16 protein-coding genes are annotated in these 19,367 nt (G+C 71.0%); 4 read left to right on the top strand and 12 right to left on the bottom strand.

Translation table 11 applies throughout. The features are described from left to right. Positions 1-295: 295 nt before the first annotated feature. Genes PV734_RS06025 through PV734_RS06005 form a run of 5 tightly spaced genes read right to left on the bottom strand, consistent with a single transcriptional unit; the run spans position 296 to position 5,756 of the window. Positions 296-1,810: an HAD-IA family hydrolase gene (locus tag PV734_RS06025; protein ID WP_415924153.1), complete on the bottom strand. Its 1,515-nt coding sequence runs from the start codon at positions 1,808-1,810 to the stop codon at positions 296-298. 28 nt (positions 1,811-1,838) lie between these two features. Continuing rightward, positions 1,839-2,897: an ABC transporter ATP-binding protein gene (locus tag PV734_RS06020; protein ID WP_319093950.1), complete on the bottom strand. Its 1,059-nt coding sequence runs from the start codon at positions 2,895-2,897 to the stop codon at positions 1,839-1,841. 5 nt (positions 2,898-2,902) lie between these two features. Then, complete coding sequence (locus PV734_RS06015) at positions 2,903-3,718, bottom strand: ABC transporter permease (protein ID WP_319093951.1); 816 nt, start codon at positions 3,716-3,718, stop codon at positions 2,903-2,905. Then, positions 3,706-4,602: an ABC transporter permease gene (locus PV734_RS06010; protein WP_319093952.1), complete on the bottom strand. Its 897-nt coding sequence runs from the start codon at positions 4,600-4,602 to the stop codon at positions 3,706-3,708. Before PV734_RS06010 ends, PV734_RS06015 begins: the two co-directional genes overlap by 13 nt. Further along, the gene (locus tag PV734_RS06005; RefSeq protein WP_319093953.1) at positions 4,599-5,756 is read right to left on the bottom strand and encodes an ABC transporter substrate-binding protein; all 1,158 of its coding nucleotides are present in this window, start codon (positions 5,754-5,756) and stop codon (positions 4,599-4,601) included. The genes PV734_RS06010 and PV734_RS06005 overlap by 4 nt, the downstream gene beginning before the upstream one ends. A 212-nt stretch (positions 5,757-5,968) precedes the next feature. Between PV734_RS06005 and PV734_RS06000 the strand changes: the two genes are divergently transcribed. Further along, positions 5,969-6,709: a GntR family transcriptional regulator gene (locus tag PV734_RS06000; RefSeq protein WP_319093954.1), complete on the top strand. Its 741-nt coding sequence runs from the start codon at positions 5,969-5,971 to the stop codon at positions 6,707-6,709. A gap of 105 nt (positions 6,710-6,814) precedes the next feature. Here PV734_RS06000 and PV734_RS05995 read toward each other — a convergent pair whose 3' ends face one another. The 3 genes from PV734_RS05995 to PV734_RS05985 all read right to left on the bottom strand — a co-directional run bounded on the left by PV734_RS05995 (position 6,815) and on the right by PV734_RS05985 (position 9,294). Further along, complete coding sequence (locus PV734_RS05995; RefSeq protein ID WP_319093955.1) at positions 6,815-7,267, bottom strand: Lrp/AsnC family transcriptional regulator; 453 nt, start codon at positions 7,265-7,267, stop codon at positions 6,815-6,817. Positions 7,268-7,274: 7 nt separating this feature from the next. Beyond that, the gene (locus PV734_RS05990; RefSeq protein ID WP_319093956.1) at positions 7,275-8,717 is read right to left on the bottom strand and encodes a GuaB1 family IMP dehydrogenase-related protein; all 1,443 of its coding nucleotides are present in this window, start codon (positions 8,715-8,717) and stop codon (positions 7,275-7,277) included. A gap of 157 nt (positions 8,718-8,874) precedes the next feature. Further along, positions 8,875-9,294 (bottom strand): barstar family protein, encoded by a 420-nt coding sequence (locus PV734_RS05985; RefSeq protein WP_319093957.1) that lies wholly within the window; start codon positions 9,292-9,294, stop codon positions 8,875-8,877. A gap of 171 nt (positions 9,295-9,465) precedes the next feature. Between PV734_RS05985 and PV734_RS05980 the strand changes: the two genes are divergently transcribed. Next, positions 9,466-11,715: an MMPL family transporter gene (locus PV734_RS05980; protein ID WP_319093958.1), complete on the top strand. Its 2,250-nt coding sequence runs from the start codon at positions 9,466-9,468 to the stop codon at positions 11,713-11,715. A gap of 84 nt (positions 11,716-11,799) precedes the next feature. Here PV734_RS05980 and PV734_RS05975 read toward each other — a convergent pair whose 3' ends face one another. Together PV734_RS05975 and rpe are read right to left on the bottom strand one after the other, a co-directional pair. Continuing rightward, entirely contained in the window at positions 11,800-12,843 is a 1,044-nt protein-coding gene (locus PV734_RS05975) for a sugar-binding transcriptional regulator (protein ID WP_044473733.1), read from the bottom strand. A 108-nt stretch (positions 12,844-12,951) separates the two neighbouring features. After that, positions 12,952-13,638 carry a ribulose-phosphate 3-epimerase gene (rpe, locus tag PV734_RS05970; RefSeq protein WP_319093959.1) on the bottom strand — a complete coding sequence of 229 codons (687 nt, stop codon included), beginning with the start codon at positions 13,636-13,638 and terminating at the stop codon, positions 12,952-12,954. A gap of 134 nt (positions 13,639-13,772) precedes the next feature. On the opposite strand from rpe, the gene PV734_RS05965 reads away from it, so the two are divergent. Next, entirely contained in the window at positions 13,773-15,905 is a 2,133-nt protein-coding gene (locus tag PV734_RS05965; protein WP_319093960.1) for an MMPL family transporter, read from the top strand. 66 nt (positions 15,906-15,971) lie between these two features. Here the strand turns inward: PV734_RS05965 and PV734_RS05960 are convergent, their stop codons facing one another. Further along, positions 15,972-17,390: an RsmB/NOP family class I SAM-dependent RNA methyltransferase gene (locus tag PV734_RS05960; protein WP_319093961.1), complete on the bottom strand. Its 1,419-nt coding sequence runs from the start codon at positions 17,388-17,390 to the stop codon at positions 15,972-15,974. A 112-nt stretch (positions 17,391-17,502) separates the two neighbouring features. Further along, positions 17,503-18,435, bottom strand: a complete 933-nt coding sequence (gene fmt / locus PV734_RS05955; RefSeq protein ID WP_319093962.1) for a methionyl-tRNA formyltransferase — start codon at positions 18,433-18,435, stop codon at positions 17,503-17,505. Between the two features lie 216 nt (positions 18,436-18,651). Between fmt and PV734_RS05950 the strand changes: the two genes are divergently transcribed. Further along, on the top strand, positions 18,652-19,242 hold the full coding sequence (locus tag PV734_RS05950; RefSeq protein ID WP_319288881.1) for a hypothetical protein: 591 nt from the start codon (positions 18,652-18,654) through the stop codon (positions 19,240-19,242). The last annotated feature ends 125 nt before the right edge of the window (positions 19,243-19,367 follow it).

The raw sequence follows: 19,367 nt of genomic DNA, 5'->3' as shown, positions 1-19,367 counted from the left end.
GCGCGCTGACAGGCGAATTGTTGCGTGAAGCGGGGGCGAGGCGACGATTCGTTGTTCCGCCCCCGCCGCCCCTACCCGTCCCATCCTCGGGGGCTGCGCCCCCGAACCCCCGCGTCGGCCCTGAACGGGCCTTGTCCTCAAACGCCGGACGGGCTGGTGGTGCCGGCCGGGGCTTGATCTTTCAGCCCGTCCGGCGTTTGAGGACGAGCGCGTTCAGCGCGAAAGGGGGGTCTGGGGGCGCAGCCCCCAGGAACGGGACGGGACGGGTAGGGGCGGCGGGGGCGAGGAAAAACCTCTACCGGAGCCCGAACGTGGTCAGTACCGCCGCGTGGTCCGAAGGCCAGACATTGCCGGCCACCTCGGGCCACGCATGCACCGCCCCGCTCACCACCACCCGGGAATCCAGCACCCTCAACCCCCTCCCCCCGTACAGCACGAAGTCGATCCGGTCCTGCGGCTCGGGCCGACCACTCCCGTCCTCATGCTCGACGTGGATCGGCGACCAGGTGTGACCGGGCTCCCGGACCGGGTCCGGATGCACCTCCCGGTACGAGTCCCGCAGCCCCGCCTCCCGCGCCGCCTTCGTCACCGGCCACTCCACCCCGGGCCAGTCCAGATGCGACGGAGTGTTGAAGTCCCCGACGAGCACGACGGGCACGACCCGGGTGGAGGCGGCGTCCGCGGACGCAGCTCCGGTCCGCCGCAGGATCTCCCGCATCCGCTCCAGCCGCCCCGCCTCCTTGCCGATCACCTCATCCGCCGGAAGCCCGTTGAAGTGGACCTCGTAAGGCCCGTACGGCGCGCAGTCGAGGTGGGCGCTCCAGACGTCGACCTCCTGCCCCGCGTCCAGCCGGACGCGTACCCCGGTCGCCCCGTAGAAGCCGACGTCCGGGTCACCGTGGTACGCGGTGATCGGATACCGGCTGATGACACCCAGGTTCGGGCCCGCCTGGTGGTGGTACCAGCCGAGCGCCTCCGCCAGTTCCCGGGCGGAGGTGCCGGCGGTCTCCTGAAGACCGACGACGTCGGCGCCCGTCTCGGCGATGACCTTGAGCTGCTTCGCACGGTGGTCGTCGATCTTCGTACCGCCCAGCCACAGGTTCCAGCTCATAACCCGGAGCTGTCGCTCGGGGGCGACCATGGCGTCGAGCCGCGCCACGGTGACCCCGGCCAGGCTGGTCAGCACCGTCCGGCCGGGCGCCGCCTCGATCGGCGCGAGTGAGGGAACGGCGAGCACCGCGCAGCCGGCCGCCTCGGCCGAGGTGACGCCGGTCTCGGTGTCCTCGACGGCCACGCAGGCGGCCGGGTCGACGCCCAGGGCGTGGCAGGCGGCGAGGTACGGATCGGGGGCGGGCTTGGTGTGTTCGGTGTCGTCGGCGGTGACGGAGACCGCGAAACGGGAGGCGCCGAGCGCTTTGAGTACGGTGTCGGCGACTGCCCTGGGGGAGGCGGTGACCAGGGCGGTGGGTATGCCGGCCTCGGCGAGCGCGTCGAGCAGGTCGAGGGCGCCGGGGCGGGGCACGATGCCGGTGCGGACGCGCACCGCGAACTCGCGGTGCAGTTCGGCGGCGAGGCGGCCGGGCTCCACCCCCGTGGCGGCGGCCAGCCAGTCGGCGGTGTGCTCGACCGGCCGACCGAGCACATCGGGCTGGTCCGCCTCGGTCAGCGGTCTCCCGGCGACCTGTTCCACCGCCTCCCACCACAGCCGCTCGGTGTCGACGAGCGTGCCGTCCATGTCGAACAGGGCTGCCTGGAGCTGGAGTTGTGGCAGGCCGGAGGTGTCGGAGGTACGGGGGATGTGGGGGGTCACGTTTCTCTCTCTCGCAAATCCTTGTTCACTACGGGCGGTTGGCGCGCTCTGCCACCAGCACCGGCCGCTCCGGCAACGACACGTGTACCGCCGTTCCCGCGCCCAGCGTGACGGCCTCGTGCGCGGGCAGGTCGGCCTTCACCTCCGTGCCGTCCACGAGCCTTACGGTGATCCGGGTGACCGCGCCGAGGAAGGCCGTGGCCACCACCCGCGCGTCACCCCCCGCGTCGGCGCCGACCCGCACCGCCTCGGGCCGGACCAGTACGTCGACCTCGGCGGCGGCCGGCGCCTCACCGTCGACCGGGAGCCGCTGCCCGAGCACCTCGACCGAGCCGGCGTCCAGCCGCCCCGGAATCCGGCTCATCGTGCCGACGAACTCGGCCACGAATGCGGTGGCGGGCCGGCCGTACAACTCGGCAGGGGCGGCGCACTGTTCGAGCCGCCCGGAGTGCATCACGGCGACCCGGTCGGCCATGGACAGCGCCTCCTCCTGATCGTGCGTCACGAACAGGGTGGTGATGCCGAGTTCCTGTTGCAGCCGCCTGATCTCCTCGCGCAGGTTCAGCCGTACCTTGGCGTCCAGCGCCGACAGCGGCTCGTCGAGCAGCAGTACACGCGGGCGCAGGGCGAGCGCGCGGGCCAGCGCGACGCGTTGCTGCTGGCCGCCGGAGAGCTGGTGCGGAAACCTCTCACCCTTGTCGGCGAGGCCCACGAGGTCGAGCAACTCGGCCGCGCGGGCGCGCCGTTCGGACGTACGCACCTTGCGCATCCGCAGTCCGAAGGCCACGTTGTCGAGGGCGCTGAGGTGCGGGAAGAGGCTGTACGACTGGAAGACCATCCCGGCGTCCCGGCGGTGTGCCGGGACCTGGGTGACGTCCTCCCCGTCGACCAACACCTCGCCGGAGTCGGGGTGTTCGAACCCGGCGAGCATACGAAGCGCGGTGGTCTTGCCGCAGCCGGAGGGACCGAGCAGCGCGAGCAGTTCACCCGGCCGTACGGCGAGGTCCAGTCCGTCGAGGGCGACGGTCGGGCCGAACTCCCTGCGCAGGCCACGGAATTCGACGGTGGCGGCCTTGTCGAGCGTCATGTTGTTCATCCCTTGGCGGCGGCGGTTCGGGTATGCCCGCCGAGCCCGGCGAGCGCGAGGAGGAGGGCCCAGGTGACGAACAGGCTGAGCACGGAGACGGCGACGGACAGCTGGGCCTGCGAGCCGCCGACGCTGTAGATCCACACGGCGAACGGCTGGAAGCCGAGCAGCTGGGCCACGGTGAACTCGCCCAGCACCAGGGCCAGGGTGAGGAAGGAGGCGTGGAGCAACGCCCCGCGCAGGTTGGGCAGCACGGCCGTCACCAGCGCCTGCCTCGGGCTCGCACCGCAGCTGCGGGCGGCCTCGACCAGCGTACGGACGTCGATCGCCCGCAGCCCGGCGTCCAGTGCCCGGTGGACGAAGGGCAGCGCCATCACGACGTAGGCGAGGACGAGGACGACGGGGAAGTCGGGGTTCTGGATGGCGACGAACGTCTGGAACAGGGGCGTACGGGAGAGGTGTTCCGGCCCCCATTTGAGGACGGTCGAGATCCCGGCGACGAACGCGATCGGCGGGACCACCAGAGGCAGCGAGCAGATCACCTCGACGACCGGCCGCAGCCGGGGCGCGCCGAGCCGCAGAGCGACCATCGCGGGCACCATCAGCAGCAGGACCACGGCGATGGTGGCGGCGGCGAGTTCGAGGGACAGCGTCAGGCCGGAAAGGAAGCCGTCGGCGCCGACGATCTGGCTGTAGGCGTCGAAGGTGACGCCCTGGCCCGGTACGTCGACCGTGAAGATCACGGAGGCGGCGAGCGGGACGAGGAAGTAGACCGCGGCTCCGGTGAGTACCACCCCACGCCACAGGTTCAGGCGAGCCATCGCGCGCTCCTCCGTTGCAGGGGCAGGTACACGGCCATGACGAGGCCCGCGATCAGGACCATGTCGAGGCTGAGGGCGAGCGCCACGTTCTCCTGGCCCACCAGCACGTTGCCGGAGATGGCGTCGGCGATCTGGAGGGTGACCAGCGGGATCGAACTGCCCACCATGGCGGCGGCGGTGGCGTACGCGGCGAAGGCGCTGCCGAAGAGGAGCACGAACCCGCCGAGCAGCGAGGGCAGCAGCACGGGCAGGCCGACGTGCTGCCAGTACTGGACGTTGGTGGCCCCGTTGTTCCGCGCGGCCTCACGCCACTGGGACCGGAGTCCGTCGAGCGCGGGGGTGATCGTGAGGACCATCAGCGGAATCAGGAAGTAGAGGTAGACGATCACCAGTCCCCAGAAGCTGTAGAGACTCCAGCCTTTCTCCGTCAGCCCCAAGTGCCGTGTCAGCACACCGGAGTTGCCGAGGGTGGCCACGAAGGCGAAGGCCAGCGGCACCCCGCCGAAGTTGGCGAGGACCCCGGAGGCGGTGAGTACGGCCTCGCGCAGCGCCCGGAACCGGGAGGTCACCACGGCCTGCGCGAGCAGCAGTCCGAGCACGGTCGCGATGAGCGCCGACACGGCGGACAGCTTGACGCTGCCGAGCAGGGCCGTGAGATAGGCCCCCTGGAGGGAGTCGGTCAGATTGGCCGTGGTGTACGAAGTGGCGCCGGTGGCCTGGTTCTTGGCGGTGAAGGCACCGTTCAGCATGGCCAGGGCGGGCACTCCGAAGGCGACCGCCACGAAGACGAGCAGCGGCAGTACGGCGAGCCAGCCCGGGGCGCGGCGCCGCCGCTTCAGGGAAGCGGCGGGCGCCACGTCGACCCGCGTGAGGGTGGCGGTCATCCGGAGACGGCCTTGCCCCAGCCCTGGGCCAGCACGGTCTTGGCCTTGGCCTGCTGGGCCTCGGTCGGGAAGGACGGTGTGCCGGAGACCTTGGGCAGCTTGGCCGCGGCGGCCGTGTCGAGGGTGCCGGCCTTCTCCATGGCGGTCATCAGGGCCGGCCGGGCGTACCCCTTGAGCCAGAGGTTCTGTCCCTCGGCGCTGTACAGGTACTCCTGCCACAGCCGGGCGGCGGCCGGGTGCGGGGCGTCCTTGTTGATGGCCTGGGAGTAGAACTGGGAGAACTCGCCGTCGCTGGGCACCGACACCGTCCAGTCGACACCCTTGGACTTGAACTCGTCGGCGTAACCGGCGTTGAGGTAGTCCCAGTCGATGCTGATGGGCGTCTCGCCCTTCTCGACGGTTGCCGGGGTCGACTCGACGGGCGTGTAGTTGCCGTTCTTCTTCAGCTTGGCGAAGAAGTCGAGGCCGGGCTGGATGTCGTCGAAGGATCCACCGCTGGCGAGCGAGGCCGCCCAGACACCGGCGAAGGCCGAGCCGGACTTGGTGGGGTTGCCGTTGAGGGCGACCTGGCCCTTGTACTGGGGCTTCAGCAGATCGGCGAAGGAGGTGGGACAGGTCTTCACCCGCTTGGCGTCGCACCCGATGGATATGTAGCCGCCGTAGTCGTTGAACCAGCGCCCCTCCGGGTCCTTCTGCCCCTCGGGGATGTCGGCGAAGGAGGCGACCTTGTAGGGCGCGAGGAGCCCCTGCTGGGCGGCGCTCAGCGCGAACGAGCTGCCGAGGTCGAGAACGTCCGGTGCCCGGTCCTGCCCCTTGCGGGAGGTGACGGCGTTGATCTCGTCCTGACTCGCCCCGTCGGGGTTCTCGACCTCGATCTTGATGCCGTACTTCTTCTGGAAACCGTCGATCAGAGCGCCGTAGTTGGCCCAGTCGCGGGGCAGCGCGATGGCGTGCAGCGTGCCCTCCTTCTTGGCGGCGGTGACCAGTTTGGCCATGCCACCGAAGTCGGCGGCCGAGGTCGCGGTGGCCGCGCTCTTGCCGTTCGCGGTGGTCGACGTGTCGTCGGGGGCGGCGCCGCAGGCGCTCAGGGCGAGCGCGGCGACAACGGCGAGGGCGCCGCCACGGACGGCTGTTCTCGGCAGGGTCACGGTCACGGTCTCTCCAGGGGTACGCACGAGGGTTGAGGTGGTGCGGAGAACTTGTCTGAACAAGTTGACTTCAGTACGCCTTCCGGTGGTATCGCCCTCGTGAACACTGGCGAAACCCTGGCCACCGATTTCCTGCACACTCTCGCCGCCCGTGGACGGGCCGTGGATGTCGATTAGGCTGGTCACCCTGTGCACAGCCACAAACCCGGAGGGGAAGCATGACGGCGCGACACGAGGAGATCGCCGACGAGTTGCGCCGGGCGATCGACCGCGAGCAGTACACGGTCGGCAGCCGTCTTCCGCCGGAAACAGAACTCGCCGCCCACTACGGCGTGGCCCGCGGCACGATCCGCCAGGCGGTGGCGGCCCTGACCGCCGAGGGCCTCATCGGCTCCCGCCAGGGCGCCCGGCGGGTGGTCCTGGCCAGCCGCCGCAGCCAGACCTTCGAGGAACTGCGCAGCTTCGCCCAGTGGGCCCGCGCGATGGGCCGGGAGGCGACGGGCCAGGTGGTGCACCAGGAGTACCGCCGGGCGACGACGGAGGACGCGATCCGCCTCCAACTCCGCGAGAAGACCAAGGTGTTGCACGTCCTGCGCGTGCGCGGCCTGGACGGCGAACCGGTCCTCCTGGAGCGCACGGTCTACGCCGACTGGATCGCCCCGTCCGTGGAACCCATCGAACCGGACTGCCCCTCGGTCACCCAGCGCCTCTTCGAGGACACGGGCCTGGTCTTCGCATACGGCGAACACGTCATAGACGCGGTGGCGGCGGGCGCCCAGGACGCCGAACTCCTGGACATCCGCCGCACGAGCCCCCTCCTGCGGGTCCGCCGCGTGACGACGACGAGGGAGGGCCGCCCGGTCGAGTGGTCCGACGACCGCTACCGGGGCGACGCGGTGAGCTTCAGCGTCCACAACTCGATAGCGAACAACGCCCTGGCCAGAAAGCCAGCCGAGTAGGGGGTGACCTGCAAACGGGGTTGTGGGCAGTGCCGGTAAGGGGCGCGGGGAACTGCGCGACAAGCCACGACGAACCCGCACCCGCCACGAACCCGCAAGAGGCACCTACGTAGGCGACCCGGAAGAAAACCTCCGCAGCAACGGCGACAGCACCAACACGGACTTCGTCCGCTCGACGAACGGCTCCCCCGCGATCCGCTCAAGCACCCGCTCGAAGTGCCGCATGTCGGAGGCGAACACCTGCACCACCGCATCCGCCTCCCCCGTCACGGTGGACGCGGCCACCACCTCCTGGTACCGCTCCAGCCCCCGCCGAATCGTCTCCGGCGAGGTGTTCCGCCGGCAGTAGATCTCGACGAACCCCTCCGTCTCCCACCCGAGCGCCGCCGGATCCACCCGCACGGTGAACCCGGTGATCGCCCCGCTGTCCCGCAACCGGTCCACGCGCCGCTTCACCGCCGGCGCGGACAGCCCGACCAGCTGCCCGATGTCCGCATAGGAGCGGCGCGCGTCCTCGGCCAGGGCGTGCACGATACGTTCGTCGAGATCGTTCAGCACGGTCGGGTCAGCTCCAGCTGGCGTGGAGAGGCTTGCCCTCCGCGTAACCGGCCGCGCTCTGGACGCCCACGATGGCCTTCTCGGCGAACTCCTCGAGGGAGTTGGCACCGGCATAGGTGCAGGAGGACCGAACACCGGCGATGATCGAGTCGATCAGGTCCTCGACGCCGGGACGAGCCGGGTCGAGGAACATCCGGGACGTCGAGATGCCCTCCTCGAACAGGGCCTTGCGGGCCCGGTCGTACGCCGACTCCTCCGACGTACGGTTGCGTACCGCACGCGCCGACGCCATGCCGAACGACTCCTTGTACAGGTGCCCGGCGGCGTCCTGCTGAAGGTCGCCCGGGGACTCGTACGTCCCCGCGAACCAGGAGCCGACCATCACGTTGGACGCACCGGCGGCCAGCGCCATCGCGACGTCGCGGGGGTGGCGTACGCCGCCGTCCGCCCACACGTGCTTGCCGTACTTCTTCGCCTCGGCCGCGCACTCCAGGACCGCCGAGAACTGCGGCCGGCCCACGCCCGTCATCATGCGGGTGGTGCACATGGCGCCCGGTCCGACGCCGACCTTGATGATGTCGGCGCCCGCCTCGATCAGATCCTTGACGCCCTCGGCGGCCACGATGTTGCCGGCGACGATCGGAACGTGCGGGTGGAGGTCGCGGACCAGCTTGACGGCGCTGAGCATCGACTCCTGGTGACCGTGCGCGGTGTCGATGACGAGCGTGTCGACGCCCGCGTCGAGCAGTTGCTGCGCCTTTCCGGCCACATCGCCGTTGATGCCGACGGCGGCGGCGATCCGCAGCTTCCCGTTCACATCCGTGGCCGGCGTGTAGAGGGTGGCACGCAGGGCGCCCTTGCGGGTGAGGATGCCGGCAAGCCTGCCGTCGGCGTCGACGGCGGGCGCGTAACGGCGGTTGGCGCCGTCGAGGCGGTTGAAGGCCTCGCCCGGGTCGATGCCGGCGTCGAGGAGCAGCAGGTCCTTCGACATGACCTCGGAGAGCTGGGTGAAGCGGTCCACACCGGACAGGTCGGCGTCGGTGACCACACCGACCGGACGCTGCTCGGCGTCGACGACCACTCCCGCGTTGTGCGCCCGCTTGGGCAGCAGGGCGAGAGCGTCGGCGACGGTCTGGTGGGGGGCGAGCACGATCGGCGTGTCGAGCACGAGGTGACGGCTCTTCACCCAGGAGACGACGTCGGTGACGACCTCGATCGGGATGTCCTGCGGGATGACGACCAGCCCGCCGCGCCGCGCGACCGTCTCGGCCATCCGACGGCCCGCGATGGCGGTCATGTTGGCGACGACCAGCGGGATCGTCGTACCCGTGCCGTCCGGGGAGCTGAGGTCGACGGCCTGCCGGGAACCCACGGCGGAACGGCTCGGGACCATGAAGACGTCGTCGTACGTCAGGTCGTACGGGGGCTGGATGTCATTGAGGAAACGCACGTGCTGCACATCCCGGTCGATCAGAGGTGGCCCCCGGACAGGACAGCCAGGGGGAAGAGCACGTACCTCATTGTCCCATGCCCGTGACCTGAAACCGCCTGGTCGGATCGTCCAGACGGGCCGTAGGGCAACTCGTGGCATCCCACCACAGGCTTGTTCAGGCGAGCACCATCACCACCGCGAGTCCCGTCTCCGTCTCCCGCCAGCTCGCGGCGGCGTCGGCGAAGATCTCCTGGAGGGTGTTCCACTCCTCCGGCCGGGCCGCCGCGTACGCCTGCCAGTTCCGGACGAGGAGGAGCCGGCCCCGGCTCGCGGGCCACCACTCCAGGTCGCCGAGGCTGTCCGCCAGGGCGTCCCAGTTCGCGCCGAACCAGTCCGGGAAGCGCAGCACGGTGGCACAGGCCGTCATCAGCCCGGCCTTGTCCGTGACGTCGGCGAGGTCGAGGTCGGCGGTCTCCCAGCCGGCCTCGCGGGCGGCTTCGAGCGCGTGCTCGGCGGGCAGGGCGGCGGGCCAGGACAGGACACCGGCGGGCGCGCCGCCGGCGAGCACCCGGGCGAGCGGATGGTCGACGGTCATCTCAGTACCGCCGTGCGGGGCGGCGAAGCGTCGGAGTGATCATCGCTGTAGTAGATCCCACCGCGCCGCGACATGACAACGACAGGCCGGGTGGCGGCCTCCCAACAGGACACGATGATCGGCGAGTCGTTCAATGAAAGGTGACCAGCCAGTCTCCGGCGGGAGCCGCGAATGTCATCGCCGACAGCAACGCCAGCAGCATCGGGGGGACACAAGGACAACCGCGGGAGACTGCGGCGGCTGGGCGAGTGGTGTGCCCGGCACTTCGTGATCGTCATCGTCGCCTGGCTGGTCGCGCTCGCCGCGCTCCAGGTGCTCAACCGTTCCTTCGGCGGTGACTACTCGGACAACTTCTCCCTGTCCGGGGTCCAGTCGCAGGACGGTCTGGACGTGCTGAAGAAGCACGATCCGGCGGCCGGCGGCTACGGCAGCCAGATCGTGCTGCGGGACACCTCCAAGCCCCTGACCTCGGTGTCCACGCAGATGTCCCAGACGGTCACCGACCTGCAGAAACTCCCGCACGTCCTGTCCGTGCAGAACCCCCTGCCACCGCCGGGTACGCAGCCCCAGTCCACCGGCAAGCAGGCGGTCGGCCCGCTCTCCTCCGACGGGAAGACCGGCTACGTCACCATCCGCTTCGACGTCCAGCCCTCCACCCTCACGGACGACTACCTCCACGGCGTCGACGACTCGGTGCAGCCGCTGCGCTCGGCCGGAGTGACGGTCGAGTACGGCGGCCCGCTGGGCGAGCTGGCCAGGCCCCACGCCGACGACCGGGTCAGCGAGCTGATCGGGTTCGCGGTGGCGATCGTCGTCCTGCTGGTCGGCTTCGGCAGCGTGCTCGCCGCCGGACTGCCCCTGCTGACCGCGCTGATCAGCGTGATCGGGGGCCTGGCCTGCCTCGGGCTGCTCGCGGCGGCGTTCACCTTCGCCACGGTCTCCCCCACCCTGGCCACGATGATCGGCCTCGGCGTGGGCATCGACTACGCGCTGTTCCTGATCACCCGGCACCGGCAGAACCTGATGAACGGCGACGATCCGGTCCGGGCGGCGGGGCGGGCCAACGCCACCAGCGGACGGGCCGTCCTGGTCTCCGGGTGCACGGTGATCGTCGCGCTGGCCGGGCTGTCCGTCTCCGGGGTGTCCTTCATCGGCCTGCTGGGCGTGGCAGCCGCCGTCACCGTGGTCTCCGCGGTCGCGGGCGCCCTGACCCTGGTCCCGGCGCTGCTGGGGCTCATCGGCCACCGTGTCGACCGCTACCGGGTGCGCCGTCCGATCGCCGAGGCCGCCGACGACGACGTGGCCGAGGGACACGGCACCTGGCACCGGTACGCGCAGCGCGTCGAGCGACGCCCCTGGTGGTTCCTGGCCGGCGGGGTCGTGACGGTGCTGGTGCTGGCGATCCCGGTGCTGTCCATCCAACTCGGCCACATCGGCGACGGCGCCGATCCGAAGTCGTTCACGGACCGGCGGGCCTACGACATCATCGCGCAGTCGTTCGGGCCCGGCGCCAACGGTCCGCTGACCGTCGTCATCGACCAGACGAAGGTGCCCGCCGACCAGCGCTCCGACCTCGCCTCGAAGGCGTCCAAGGCGCTGACGGGCGTACCGGGCGCCGCCACCGCCACCGCGCTCACCGCGACCAAGGACGGGGACGTCCTGATCGGCACGGTCTACTCCAAGGAGTCGCCGCAGAGCGAGACCACGACCGACCTGACGAACCGCCTGGTCGACACGACACTGCCCGAGGCCGTCTCCGGAACGGCGGCCCACGGCTATGTCACCGGCACGACCGCCGCCCAGGTCGACTTCCGTGACATCGTCTCCAGCCGCCTCCCGCTGATCATCGGCGTGGTCGTGGCCCTCGCCTTCCTGATCATCCTGGCCGTCTTCCGGGGCCTGCTGGTGGCGCTGAAGGCGGCCGTCCTCAACGTCCTGTCGATCGCGGCCTCGTACGGTGTCGTCGTGGCCGTCTTCCAGTGGGGCTGGGGCGGGCCCGCGCTCGGGGTGCACGGCAAGGTGCCCATCGAGAGCTATGTGCCGATGATGATGTTCGCGATCATCTTCGGGCTCAGCATGGACTACGAGATCTTCCTGCTCTCCCGCGTCCACGAGGCCTGGCTGCGCACCGGAGACGCGAAGGCCTCCGTGGCCCACGCTCTGGAGATCACCGCCCGGGTGATCACCTGCGCGGCCCTGATCATGGTGAGCGTCTTCGCCGCGTTCGTGGTGAGCGACAACGTGGTGGTGAAGATGCTGGGCCTGGGGCTCGCCGTGAGCGTGCTCATCGACGCGACGGTCGTACGGCTGCTGCTGGTGCCGGCGGTCATGACGCTGCTCGGCAGTCACGCCTGGTGGACGCCGGAGTGGCTCGACCGGATCCTGCCGCACGTGGACGCGGAGGGCGGGGAGGAGGACTGAGCGCGCCTCTTCGAACCGGACAGCGCGGTGCCCGGGCTCCGAAGGGAACCCGGGCACCGGTCGTCTCGTCGGACCGTCGGACCGTCAGATCCCGTCCGGGTCCGCCCTGTTGAGCGCCGGCTTCGGCGTCGGGCCCGCCGTCATCAGGTAGTCCGCCGCCGAGGTGTCCGTGACCAGGCTGGTGACCAGCCCGGAGCGCAGCACCGCGTCGATCGCCGCGGCCTTGCGCTGCCCGCCCGCGATCGCGACGACCTCGGGAACCCGGCGCAGCTGGTCCGTCTTGACGGTGATGCACCGCTCGCCGAGGTCACGACCGACGCGGCGCCCCTCGGTGTCGAAGAGGTGCGCGGACATCTCGGCGGCGACACCCAGGGACGCGTAGTGGCTGCGTTCCTCGTCGCTGAGCATGTCGTGCACCGTCGAGATACCGGCCTCCCAGGAGCCGATGGAGACGCAGGCGACCGTGACCTTGTCGAAGTACTCGAAGGCCCGCGCGATCCCGGTCTGGCTGCGCAGCGCGGCGGCGGTCGCCGCGTCGGGCAGCAGCATCGGGGCGTAAATGGGGTGGGCGTCGCCGCCTGACACCTGGGCCGCGCGGCGGACCGCCTCGACGGATCCGCGCTCGGCGGTTCCGGCGTCGTACACACCCGTCAACTGGACCACCGTGCAGGGCGGCAGCCGGTCGAGGGCCGCCGCCATGTGGATGGTCGACCGGCCCCAGGCGAGGCCCAGCACATCGCCTTCGTTCACCAGTTCGCCGAGCAGATCGGCGGCCACCTCACCGAGGTTCTCGGGATCGGGCGACTCCTCCGCATCGGCCGGGGACTCGACCACGACCGCGTGCCTGAGGCCGTACCGGGCGCGCAGCGCGTCCGAGCGTTCGGCGTCCAGTTCGGCCGGGACACGGATCTCGATCCGCACCAGATCCCGTTCGAGAGCGGTCTCCAGAACCCGGGCCACCTTGAAGCGGCTCACGCCGAACTCCTCGGCGATCTGGATCTTGGACTTGCCCTCAAGGTAGAAACGGCGGGCCATGGCCGCCGCCTGCACCAGCTCAGCGGGTCCCATCCGCATGGCTGACCGGCCCGCCGACATACCCGACACGACGATCTCCTCACTGCTCTTCACATCGCTGCTTTTCACATCGCTGCTGTTCACATTCTGGATTCGTCGTTCATCCTGTCAGATCCCGAGTGCTTGATCTGCCCAGAAGTACGTCGTTCACGTTCCCTTGGCTCAGTGGCCGCACGCCCAGGACGCTCCGGCGGTCGCCGTCGACGCCTGGGTGCGCAGTGCACGTACCGCCTCGGCCGGGTCCGCGGCGCCGTAGACCGCCGATCCGGCGACGAAGACATCGGCGCCGGCCTCGGCGCAGCGCTCGATGGTGGAGGCGGAGACGCCCCCGTCGACCTGGAGCCACAGTTCAAGGCCGTGCTTGCTGATCAACTCGCGGGTCCGGCGAATCTTGGGGAGCATGATGTCGAGAAACGCCTGACCGCCGAAACCCGGCTCGACCGTCATGATCAGCAACATGTCGAGTTCGGGCAGCAGGTCCTCGTACGGCTCGATCGGGGTCGCGGGCTTGAGGGCCATGGAGGCACGGGCGCCCTTCGCCCGGATCTCGCGGGCGAGCCGCACCGGAGCGGCGGCGGCCTCGACGTGGAAGGTGACGGAACCCGCCCCCGCTTCCACGTACTGCGGCGCCCATCGATCGGGGTCCTCGATCATCAGGTGGCAGTCCAGCGGGGTGTCCGTCGCCCGGGCGAGGGACTCTACGACCGGCACACCGAGCGTGAGGTTCGGTACGAAATGGTTGTCCATCACATCGACGTGAAGCCAGTCGGCCCCTTCGACCGCCTTCGCCTCCTCGGCGAGTCGGGCGAAGTCGGCGGACAGGATACTGGGGTTGATCTGCGCGGCCATGCCCCCAGACTGCCATGCTCTCCGGGGGTTGCGCGTGCGGGTCCGTCCTGGCTTGGGTGGTGGGTGGTCCGCGGGGCGTCCGCGGAGGGTCGCGCAGGTCCTCGCGCCCCTGGGTGGGAACAGGCGAGGTGGGTATGAACAGTCACCGCGGGATCGCGTACCTCGTCTGCGGACGGCGGGCGAAGTGGCTGGTGCTGGCCCTGTGGCTGGTGCTGCTCGTGCTGGTCGGGCCCTTCGCCCAGAAGCTCACCGACGCGCAGGACAACGACGCCGCCTCCTGGCTGCCGGGATCCGCCGAATCCACCCAGGTCCTCCATCTCTCCGAGGACTTCAGGCCCGAGCAGATCCCCGCGATCGTCGTCTACGCGCGCGAGAGCGGCCTCACTCCGACGGACCGGGCCCGGATCACCGAGGCCGGGGCGCGGCTGACGAAGCTACGGGACCACGGCATCCGGGGCGCGGAGACCCGGGGCCCGGTGTTCGACCGCGCCACCGATCCGCGGGCCGCGCAGATCCTCGTACCCATCACGATGGACGAGAAGGGCTGGGAGCGGATCGCGCCCGCCGTCGACTCCATCAAGGCCGCCGCCGGAACCGGCGCGGCCGGGATGGCCGTGCACATCACGGGCCCCGGCGGCACGTCGGCGGACTTCTCCAAGGCCTTCGAGGGCATCGACTCCACGCTGCTGATCTCGGCGATGGGCGTCGTCATCGTGATGCTGCTGCTCACCTATCGCAGCCCGACCCTGATTCTCGTCCCCCTGCTGGGCGTGGTCGCGGCCCTGTTCACCGCCCAGGCGCTGATCTACTTCCTCGCCCAGCACGCGGGCCTGACGGTGAACGGCCAGAGCGCGGGCATTCTCACCGTGCTGGTGTTCGGCGCGGGGACGGACTACGCCCTGCTCCTGGTCGCCCGTTACCGGGAGGAGTTGCGCCGCCACGAGGATCGCCACGAGGCGATGGCGCTCGCCCTGCACCGCGCGGGCCCCGCCGTCATCGCGTCGGGTGCGACGGTCGTGCTCGGCATGCTGGTGCTGCTGGCCGCCGAGATGAACTCGACCAGCGGTCTGGGCCCGGTGGCGGCGATCGGTGTGGCGGTGGCGCTGCTGGCCATGACGACGCTCTTCCCCGCCCTGCTGGTGATCTGCGGCCGGTGGATCTTCTGGCCGGTGATCCCGCACAGCGGCTCGCCCGACCCGACCGAACGCGGCCTCTGGGCCCGCCTGGGCCGGGGCATCGCCGCCCGCCCCCGCACCATCTGGGGCATCACGGCGGCCGCCCTGGTCGCATGCTCGTTCGGCCTGATGCAACTGCGCGCCGAGGGTCTGAGCAACGCGGACGCCTTCACCGACAAACCCGACTCGATCGTCGGCCAGGAGGTGTCCGCACGCTACTTCCCGGCGGGCAGCGGCGATCCGCTCGTCATCGTCAGCGATCAGGCGCAGGCCCAGCAGGTCAGCCGGGCCGTCGCGGGGACACGAGGGGTGGTCCCGACCTCGCTCGGCCTTCCGCCGGGCACGAAACCCTCCTTCGAGGGCAAGGTGCTGTTCGAGGCCACGATGACCGCCCCCGCCGACAGCGAGGCCGCGAAGCAGACCGTGGAGCGGGTCCGGGACGCCGTGCACGCGGTGCCGGACGCGGACGCCCGGGTGGGCGGTGGTACGGCGGCCCTGCTGGACATGGACAGGGCGACGACCCACGACAACCTGCTGGTCATCCCGCTGGTCCTGGCGGTCGTCCTGCTGATCCTGTGCGCCCTGCTCCGCGCCCTGATCGCCCCGCTGCTCCTGATCGGCACGGTGGTGCTGTCCTTCGCGGCGGCACTGGGCATCAGCGCCCTCGCCTTCCGTCACCTGTTCGACTACGCGGGCGAGTCGACGGACTTCCCGCTCTTCGTCTTCGTGTTCCTGGTGGCGCTGGGCATCGACTACAACATCTTCCTGACCACCCGTATCCGCGAGGAGGCGGCCCGCCAGGGCACCCGCAAGGGCGTGGTGACGGGCCTGGCGGCGACCGGCGCGGTCATCACCTCGGCGGGCCTGGTCCTGGCCGGCACGTTCGCGGCCCTGGGCACGCTGCCCATGGTGGCGTTCGCGGAGATCGGCTTCGCGGTGGCCCTGGGCGTGCTCCTGGACACGTTCGTGGTCCGGTCGGTGCTGGTCACGTCCCTGTTCCTGGACGTCGGCCCGAAGGTGTGGTGGCCACACCGGCGGGCACGGGAGGACGCCGTGGTCACGGACGACCGGACCGAGGTCACCGGGACCTGAGTACCGGCATCGATCTCGTCCTCCCCACGGCCGTTCGAACCCTCGCACGTCCAGGGGCGTCGGCGGTCACCCGGTCCGGCGGATGAGGGCCAGATACATGGCGTCGGTCCCGTGCAGATGAGGCCACAGCTGTACGTCGGGACCGTCGCCGAGATCGGTCACGCCCTCGAACAGCGGCCGGGCGTCGAGGAGTTCGGTCTGCGGACGCTGCTTGAGCACGTCGTCGACGACGGCCCGGGTCTCGGCGAGGTGCGGTGAGCAGGTGGCGTAGCCGACGACTCCGCCGACCCGGACCGACTCCAGAGCGGTCGTCAGCAGCGCTCGCTGGAGCGGCGCGAAACCCTCCAGGTCCTCCGGGCGCCGCCGCCAGCGCGCCTCGGGACGCCTGCGCAGCGCCCCGAGCCCGGTGCACGGCACGTCCATCAGCACCCTGTCGAAACTGCCGGCCCGCCACGGCGGCCGGGTGCCGTCCCCGACGACGACCTGGTACGGACCGGGATTGCCGGCCAGCGCCTTCGCGACCAGCCCGGCCCGGTGCGGCTGCTTCTCGGAGGCGAGCAGCACCGCACCCCGCCCCGCGGCGAGAGCGGCGAGCAGCGCCGCCTTGCCGCCGGGCCCGGCACATCCGTCGAGCCAGGCCTTGTCCGGCCCGTCGATCGGAGCGTTGGCCAGAGCGAGTGCGACGAGCTGGCTGCCCTCGTCCTGCACGCCCGCGCGCCCCTCCCGTACTGCCTCGATGGCCCCGGGTTCCCCGCCTTCGGCGAGCCGCACGGCGAAGGGCGACCAGCGCCCCGGAACCGCGGCCTCCTCGCCGAGCAACTCCTCGGTGGTGCCCCGCCCGGGCCGGGCGACCAGGGTGACCTCGGGCCGCTCGTTGTCGGCGGCGAGCAGCTCCTCGATGCCGGCGCGCCCGCCCCCCAGCGAATCCCACAGCGCGGAGACGACCCACCGTGGATGTGAGTGCACGACGGCGAGATGGTCCTCGGGGTCGTCGTCGTAGGGCGGCGCGACCCGCTCGATCCAGGCGTCCAGATCGTGCTGGGCGACCTTGCGCAGTACGGCGTTCACGAACTTGGCCCGTCCGTCGCCCAGTACGACCCGGGCCAGTTCGACGGAGGCGGACACGGCGGCGTGCGTCGGGATGCGTGTCCCGAGGAGCTGGTGCACGCCGAGGCTCAGCACATCGAGCACCGGCGGATCGACCTCGCGCAGCGGCCGGTCCACGCACGCTCCGATGACGGCGTCGTAGGTCCCCTGCCGCCGCAGCGTTCCGTACACCAGCTCGGTGGCGAGAGCCGCGTCCCGCCCGTCGAAGTCCCCCTTCGCGCGGGCGGCGCGAAGCAGCGGCGGCAGCACCAGGTTGGCGTACGCGTCCCGCTCGTCCACGGCTCGCAGCGCCTCGAAGGCGAGGATGCGGACGGGGTCCTTCTGGGGCCGACGGTAGGGCTTGCCGGGCTTGTGGGGCCGACGAGGCTGCTCGCTCACGAAAAAGGTGCTCCGGATATGGGAAAAGGGGTGCGGTTTCCAGCGTACGTCGTGTCCGGCCGGCCCGGATCTCCCGGTCCCGCCACGGGTACGGGACGGGCCGGGAGCGGACTCAGGCCCCGAGTACCTCGCCGTCGGCGATCCGCACGCCTCGCGCCCAGTCGGCGGCCCGCATCGGCTTCTTCCCCTGCGCCTGCACCCACAGCAGCTCGACGGCGTACGACCCGGTGCCCACGTACACGTTGTTCTTGCCGACGGAGAGCACTCCGGGAGCGAGATCGGTGCGCTCGGGCACGGGCGTGACATGGATGAGCTTGAGCCGCTCGCCCCGGAACACGGTCCAGGCACCGGGGGCGGGGGTGCACCCGCGCACGACGCGGTCGGCCCGCAGGGCGGGCACGGACCAGTCGACGTGGGCGTCCTCGACGCGGATCTTCGGCGCGAGGGTGACGCCGTCGGCGGGCTGCGGTACGGCCTTCAGGGTGCCGTCCTCGATACCGTCCATGGTCGCCGCCAGCAGCCCGGAGCCGGCGAAGGCGAGCCGCGTCAGCAGGTCGCCGCTGGTGTCGGTGGGCCGGACCGTCTCGGTCACCGTGCCGTAGACGGGGCCGGAGTCGAGTCCCTCCTCGATGAGGAAGGTGGAGGCGCCGGTGATCTCGTCGCCGGCCATGACGGAGTGCTGCACGGGCGCGGCACCACGCCAGGCGGGCAGCAGCGAGAAGTGCAGGTTGACCCAGCCGTGGACCGGGATGTCGAGGGCGACGCGGGGCAGCAGGGCCCCGTACGCGACGACGGGACAGCAGTCGGGCCCGATCTCCCGGAGCCTCGCGAGGAACTCCTCGTCCCTGGGCCTGGCGGGCTTCAGCACCTCGATCCCGGCTTCCTCGGCCCGCTGGGCCACGGGACTGGCGACCAGCCTGCGTCCCCGCCCGGCGGGCGCGTCGGGCCGCGTGACGACGGCGACCACTTCATGCCGTCCCGACCCGATCAGGGCATCCAGAGCGGGAACGGCGACCTCAGGGGTACCAGCGAAGACAAGCCTCATGGGTGGGCGTGGGCCTCTCGGACGGGATTCTGCGGGCAGCGCACCAGTCTATGACCGCACTCCAGGGGGCGTACGCATATGCCCCTACGCCCCCGCAGCGTGACCAGTCACGCAAAATCGCGTTGGTCAAGAAAGAGTTGACCACAAGGGTCGACCACGACGAGCCGCACATCGCGCGGCCCGATCCTTTTCAACGCCGGTTCGAGAGGCTTGTTCATGGCCGACCACGCAACCCACGACGCCCAGGCTCGGGCCAGCCTGCACTTGCTGGTGCGGGACATCGAGCGGGTCCGCCGGCAGGTGGACGCACTGCGCACCCTCACCGCCCAGTTGGGCAACGTCTACCGCCCGCGCCGCTCCGGCCCCTCCACGGGCTTCGTCGTCTACGGGCGTGCCCCCGCCCCGACCGTCCGCCTCGCCCAGGAACTGCGGGACAGCGTCGAAACCCTGGTCACGGCCGCCGTGGACTTCGACCGCTCACTCGGCTTCTCGTGGGACGCGGTGGGCTCCGCACTCGGGGTCACCAAGCAGGCCGTCCACCGTCGCTACGGCGCCCGCCGCGCCGCGGCCCAGGCGGCGGCCGACGCCGAGCGCGCCACGGAGACCTCGGCAAGCCGCACGGTCGGTGTCGGCACGGTCAGCGGCGTCGGCACCGTCATGCCCCCGGTGCCGACGGTCCCCGCGGCCCGCTCGATGCCGACCCAGCCGACAGCGGGCAGCCCGACCCTCCGCGACGAGGCAAGGCCCACCGTCTTCCCCCGCGACGAGCCGAGGCCCACGGCGTTCCCCGGCCCACGCAACGGCTGACCCGAACCACCGCCCACCCCGCCCTCTGCCCTCCCGCACCCCACCCGGGAGGGCAGAGGCATATCCAGCCCGTCTGGGGGTCCCCCCTCTGGGGGAGTTTGAGGACGAGCGCGTTCAGCGCGATA

It is taken from the genome of Streptomyces sp. AK08-02 (assembly GCF_033795085.1).
Classification (GTDB): Bacteria; Actinomycetota; Actinomycetes; order Streptomycetales; family Streptomycetaceae; genus Streptomyces; species Streptomyces echiniscabiei.
The sequence above is the reverse complement of the archived record's forward strand: the minus strand, read 5'-3'. Positions and strand labels throughout refer to the sequence as shown.

Excerpts from the sequence above, each read along its gene's own strand:
- PV734_RS06020 (WP_319093950.1), bottom strand. The coding sequence starts at position 2,897 with ATGACGCTCGACAAGGCCGCCACCGTCGAATTCCGTGGCCTGCGCAGG.
- PV734_RS06015 (WP_319093951.1), bottom strand. The coding sequence starts at position 3,718 with ATGGCTCGCCTGAACCTGTGGCGTGGGGTGGTACTCACCGGAGCCGCG.
- PV734_RS06010 (WP_319093952.1), bottom strand. The coding sequence starts at position 4,602 with ATGACCGCCACCCTCACGCGGGTCGACGTGGCGCCCGCCGCTTCCCTG.
- PV734_RS06000 (WP_319093954.1), top strand. The coding sequence starts at position 5,969 with ATGACGGCGCGACACGAGGAGATCGCCGACGAGTTGCGCCGGGCGATC.
- PV734_RS05985 (WP_319093957.1), bottom strand. The coding sequence starts at position 9,294 with ATGACCGTCGACCATCCGCTCGCCCGGGTGCTCGCCGGCGGCGCGCCC.
- PV734_RS05980 (WP_319093958.1), top strand. The coding sequence starts at position 9,466 with ATGTCATCGCCGACAGCAACGCCAGCAGCATCGGGGGGACACAAGGAC.
- rpe (WP_319093959.1), bottom strand. The coding sequence starts at position 13,638 with ATGGCCGCGCAGATCAACCCCAGTATCCTGTCCGCCGACTTCGCCCGA.
- PV734_RS05965 (WP_319093960.1), top strand. The coding sequence starts at position 13,773 with ATGAACAGTCACCGCGGGATCGCGTACCTCGTCTGCGGACGGCGGGCG.
- fmt (WP_319093962.1), bottom strand. The coding sequence starts at position 18,435 with ATGAGGCTTGTCTTCGCTGGTACCCCTGAGGTCGCCGTTCCCGCTCTG.
- PV734_RS05950 (WP_319288881.1), top strand. The coding sequence starts at position 18,652 with ATGGCCGACCACGCAACCCACGACGCCCAGGCTCGGGCCAGCCTGCAC.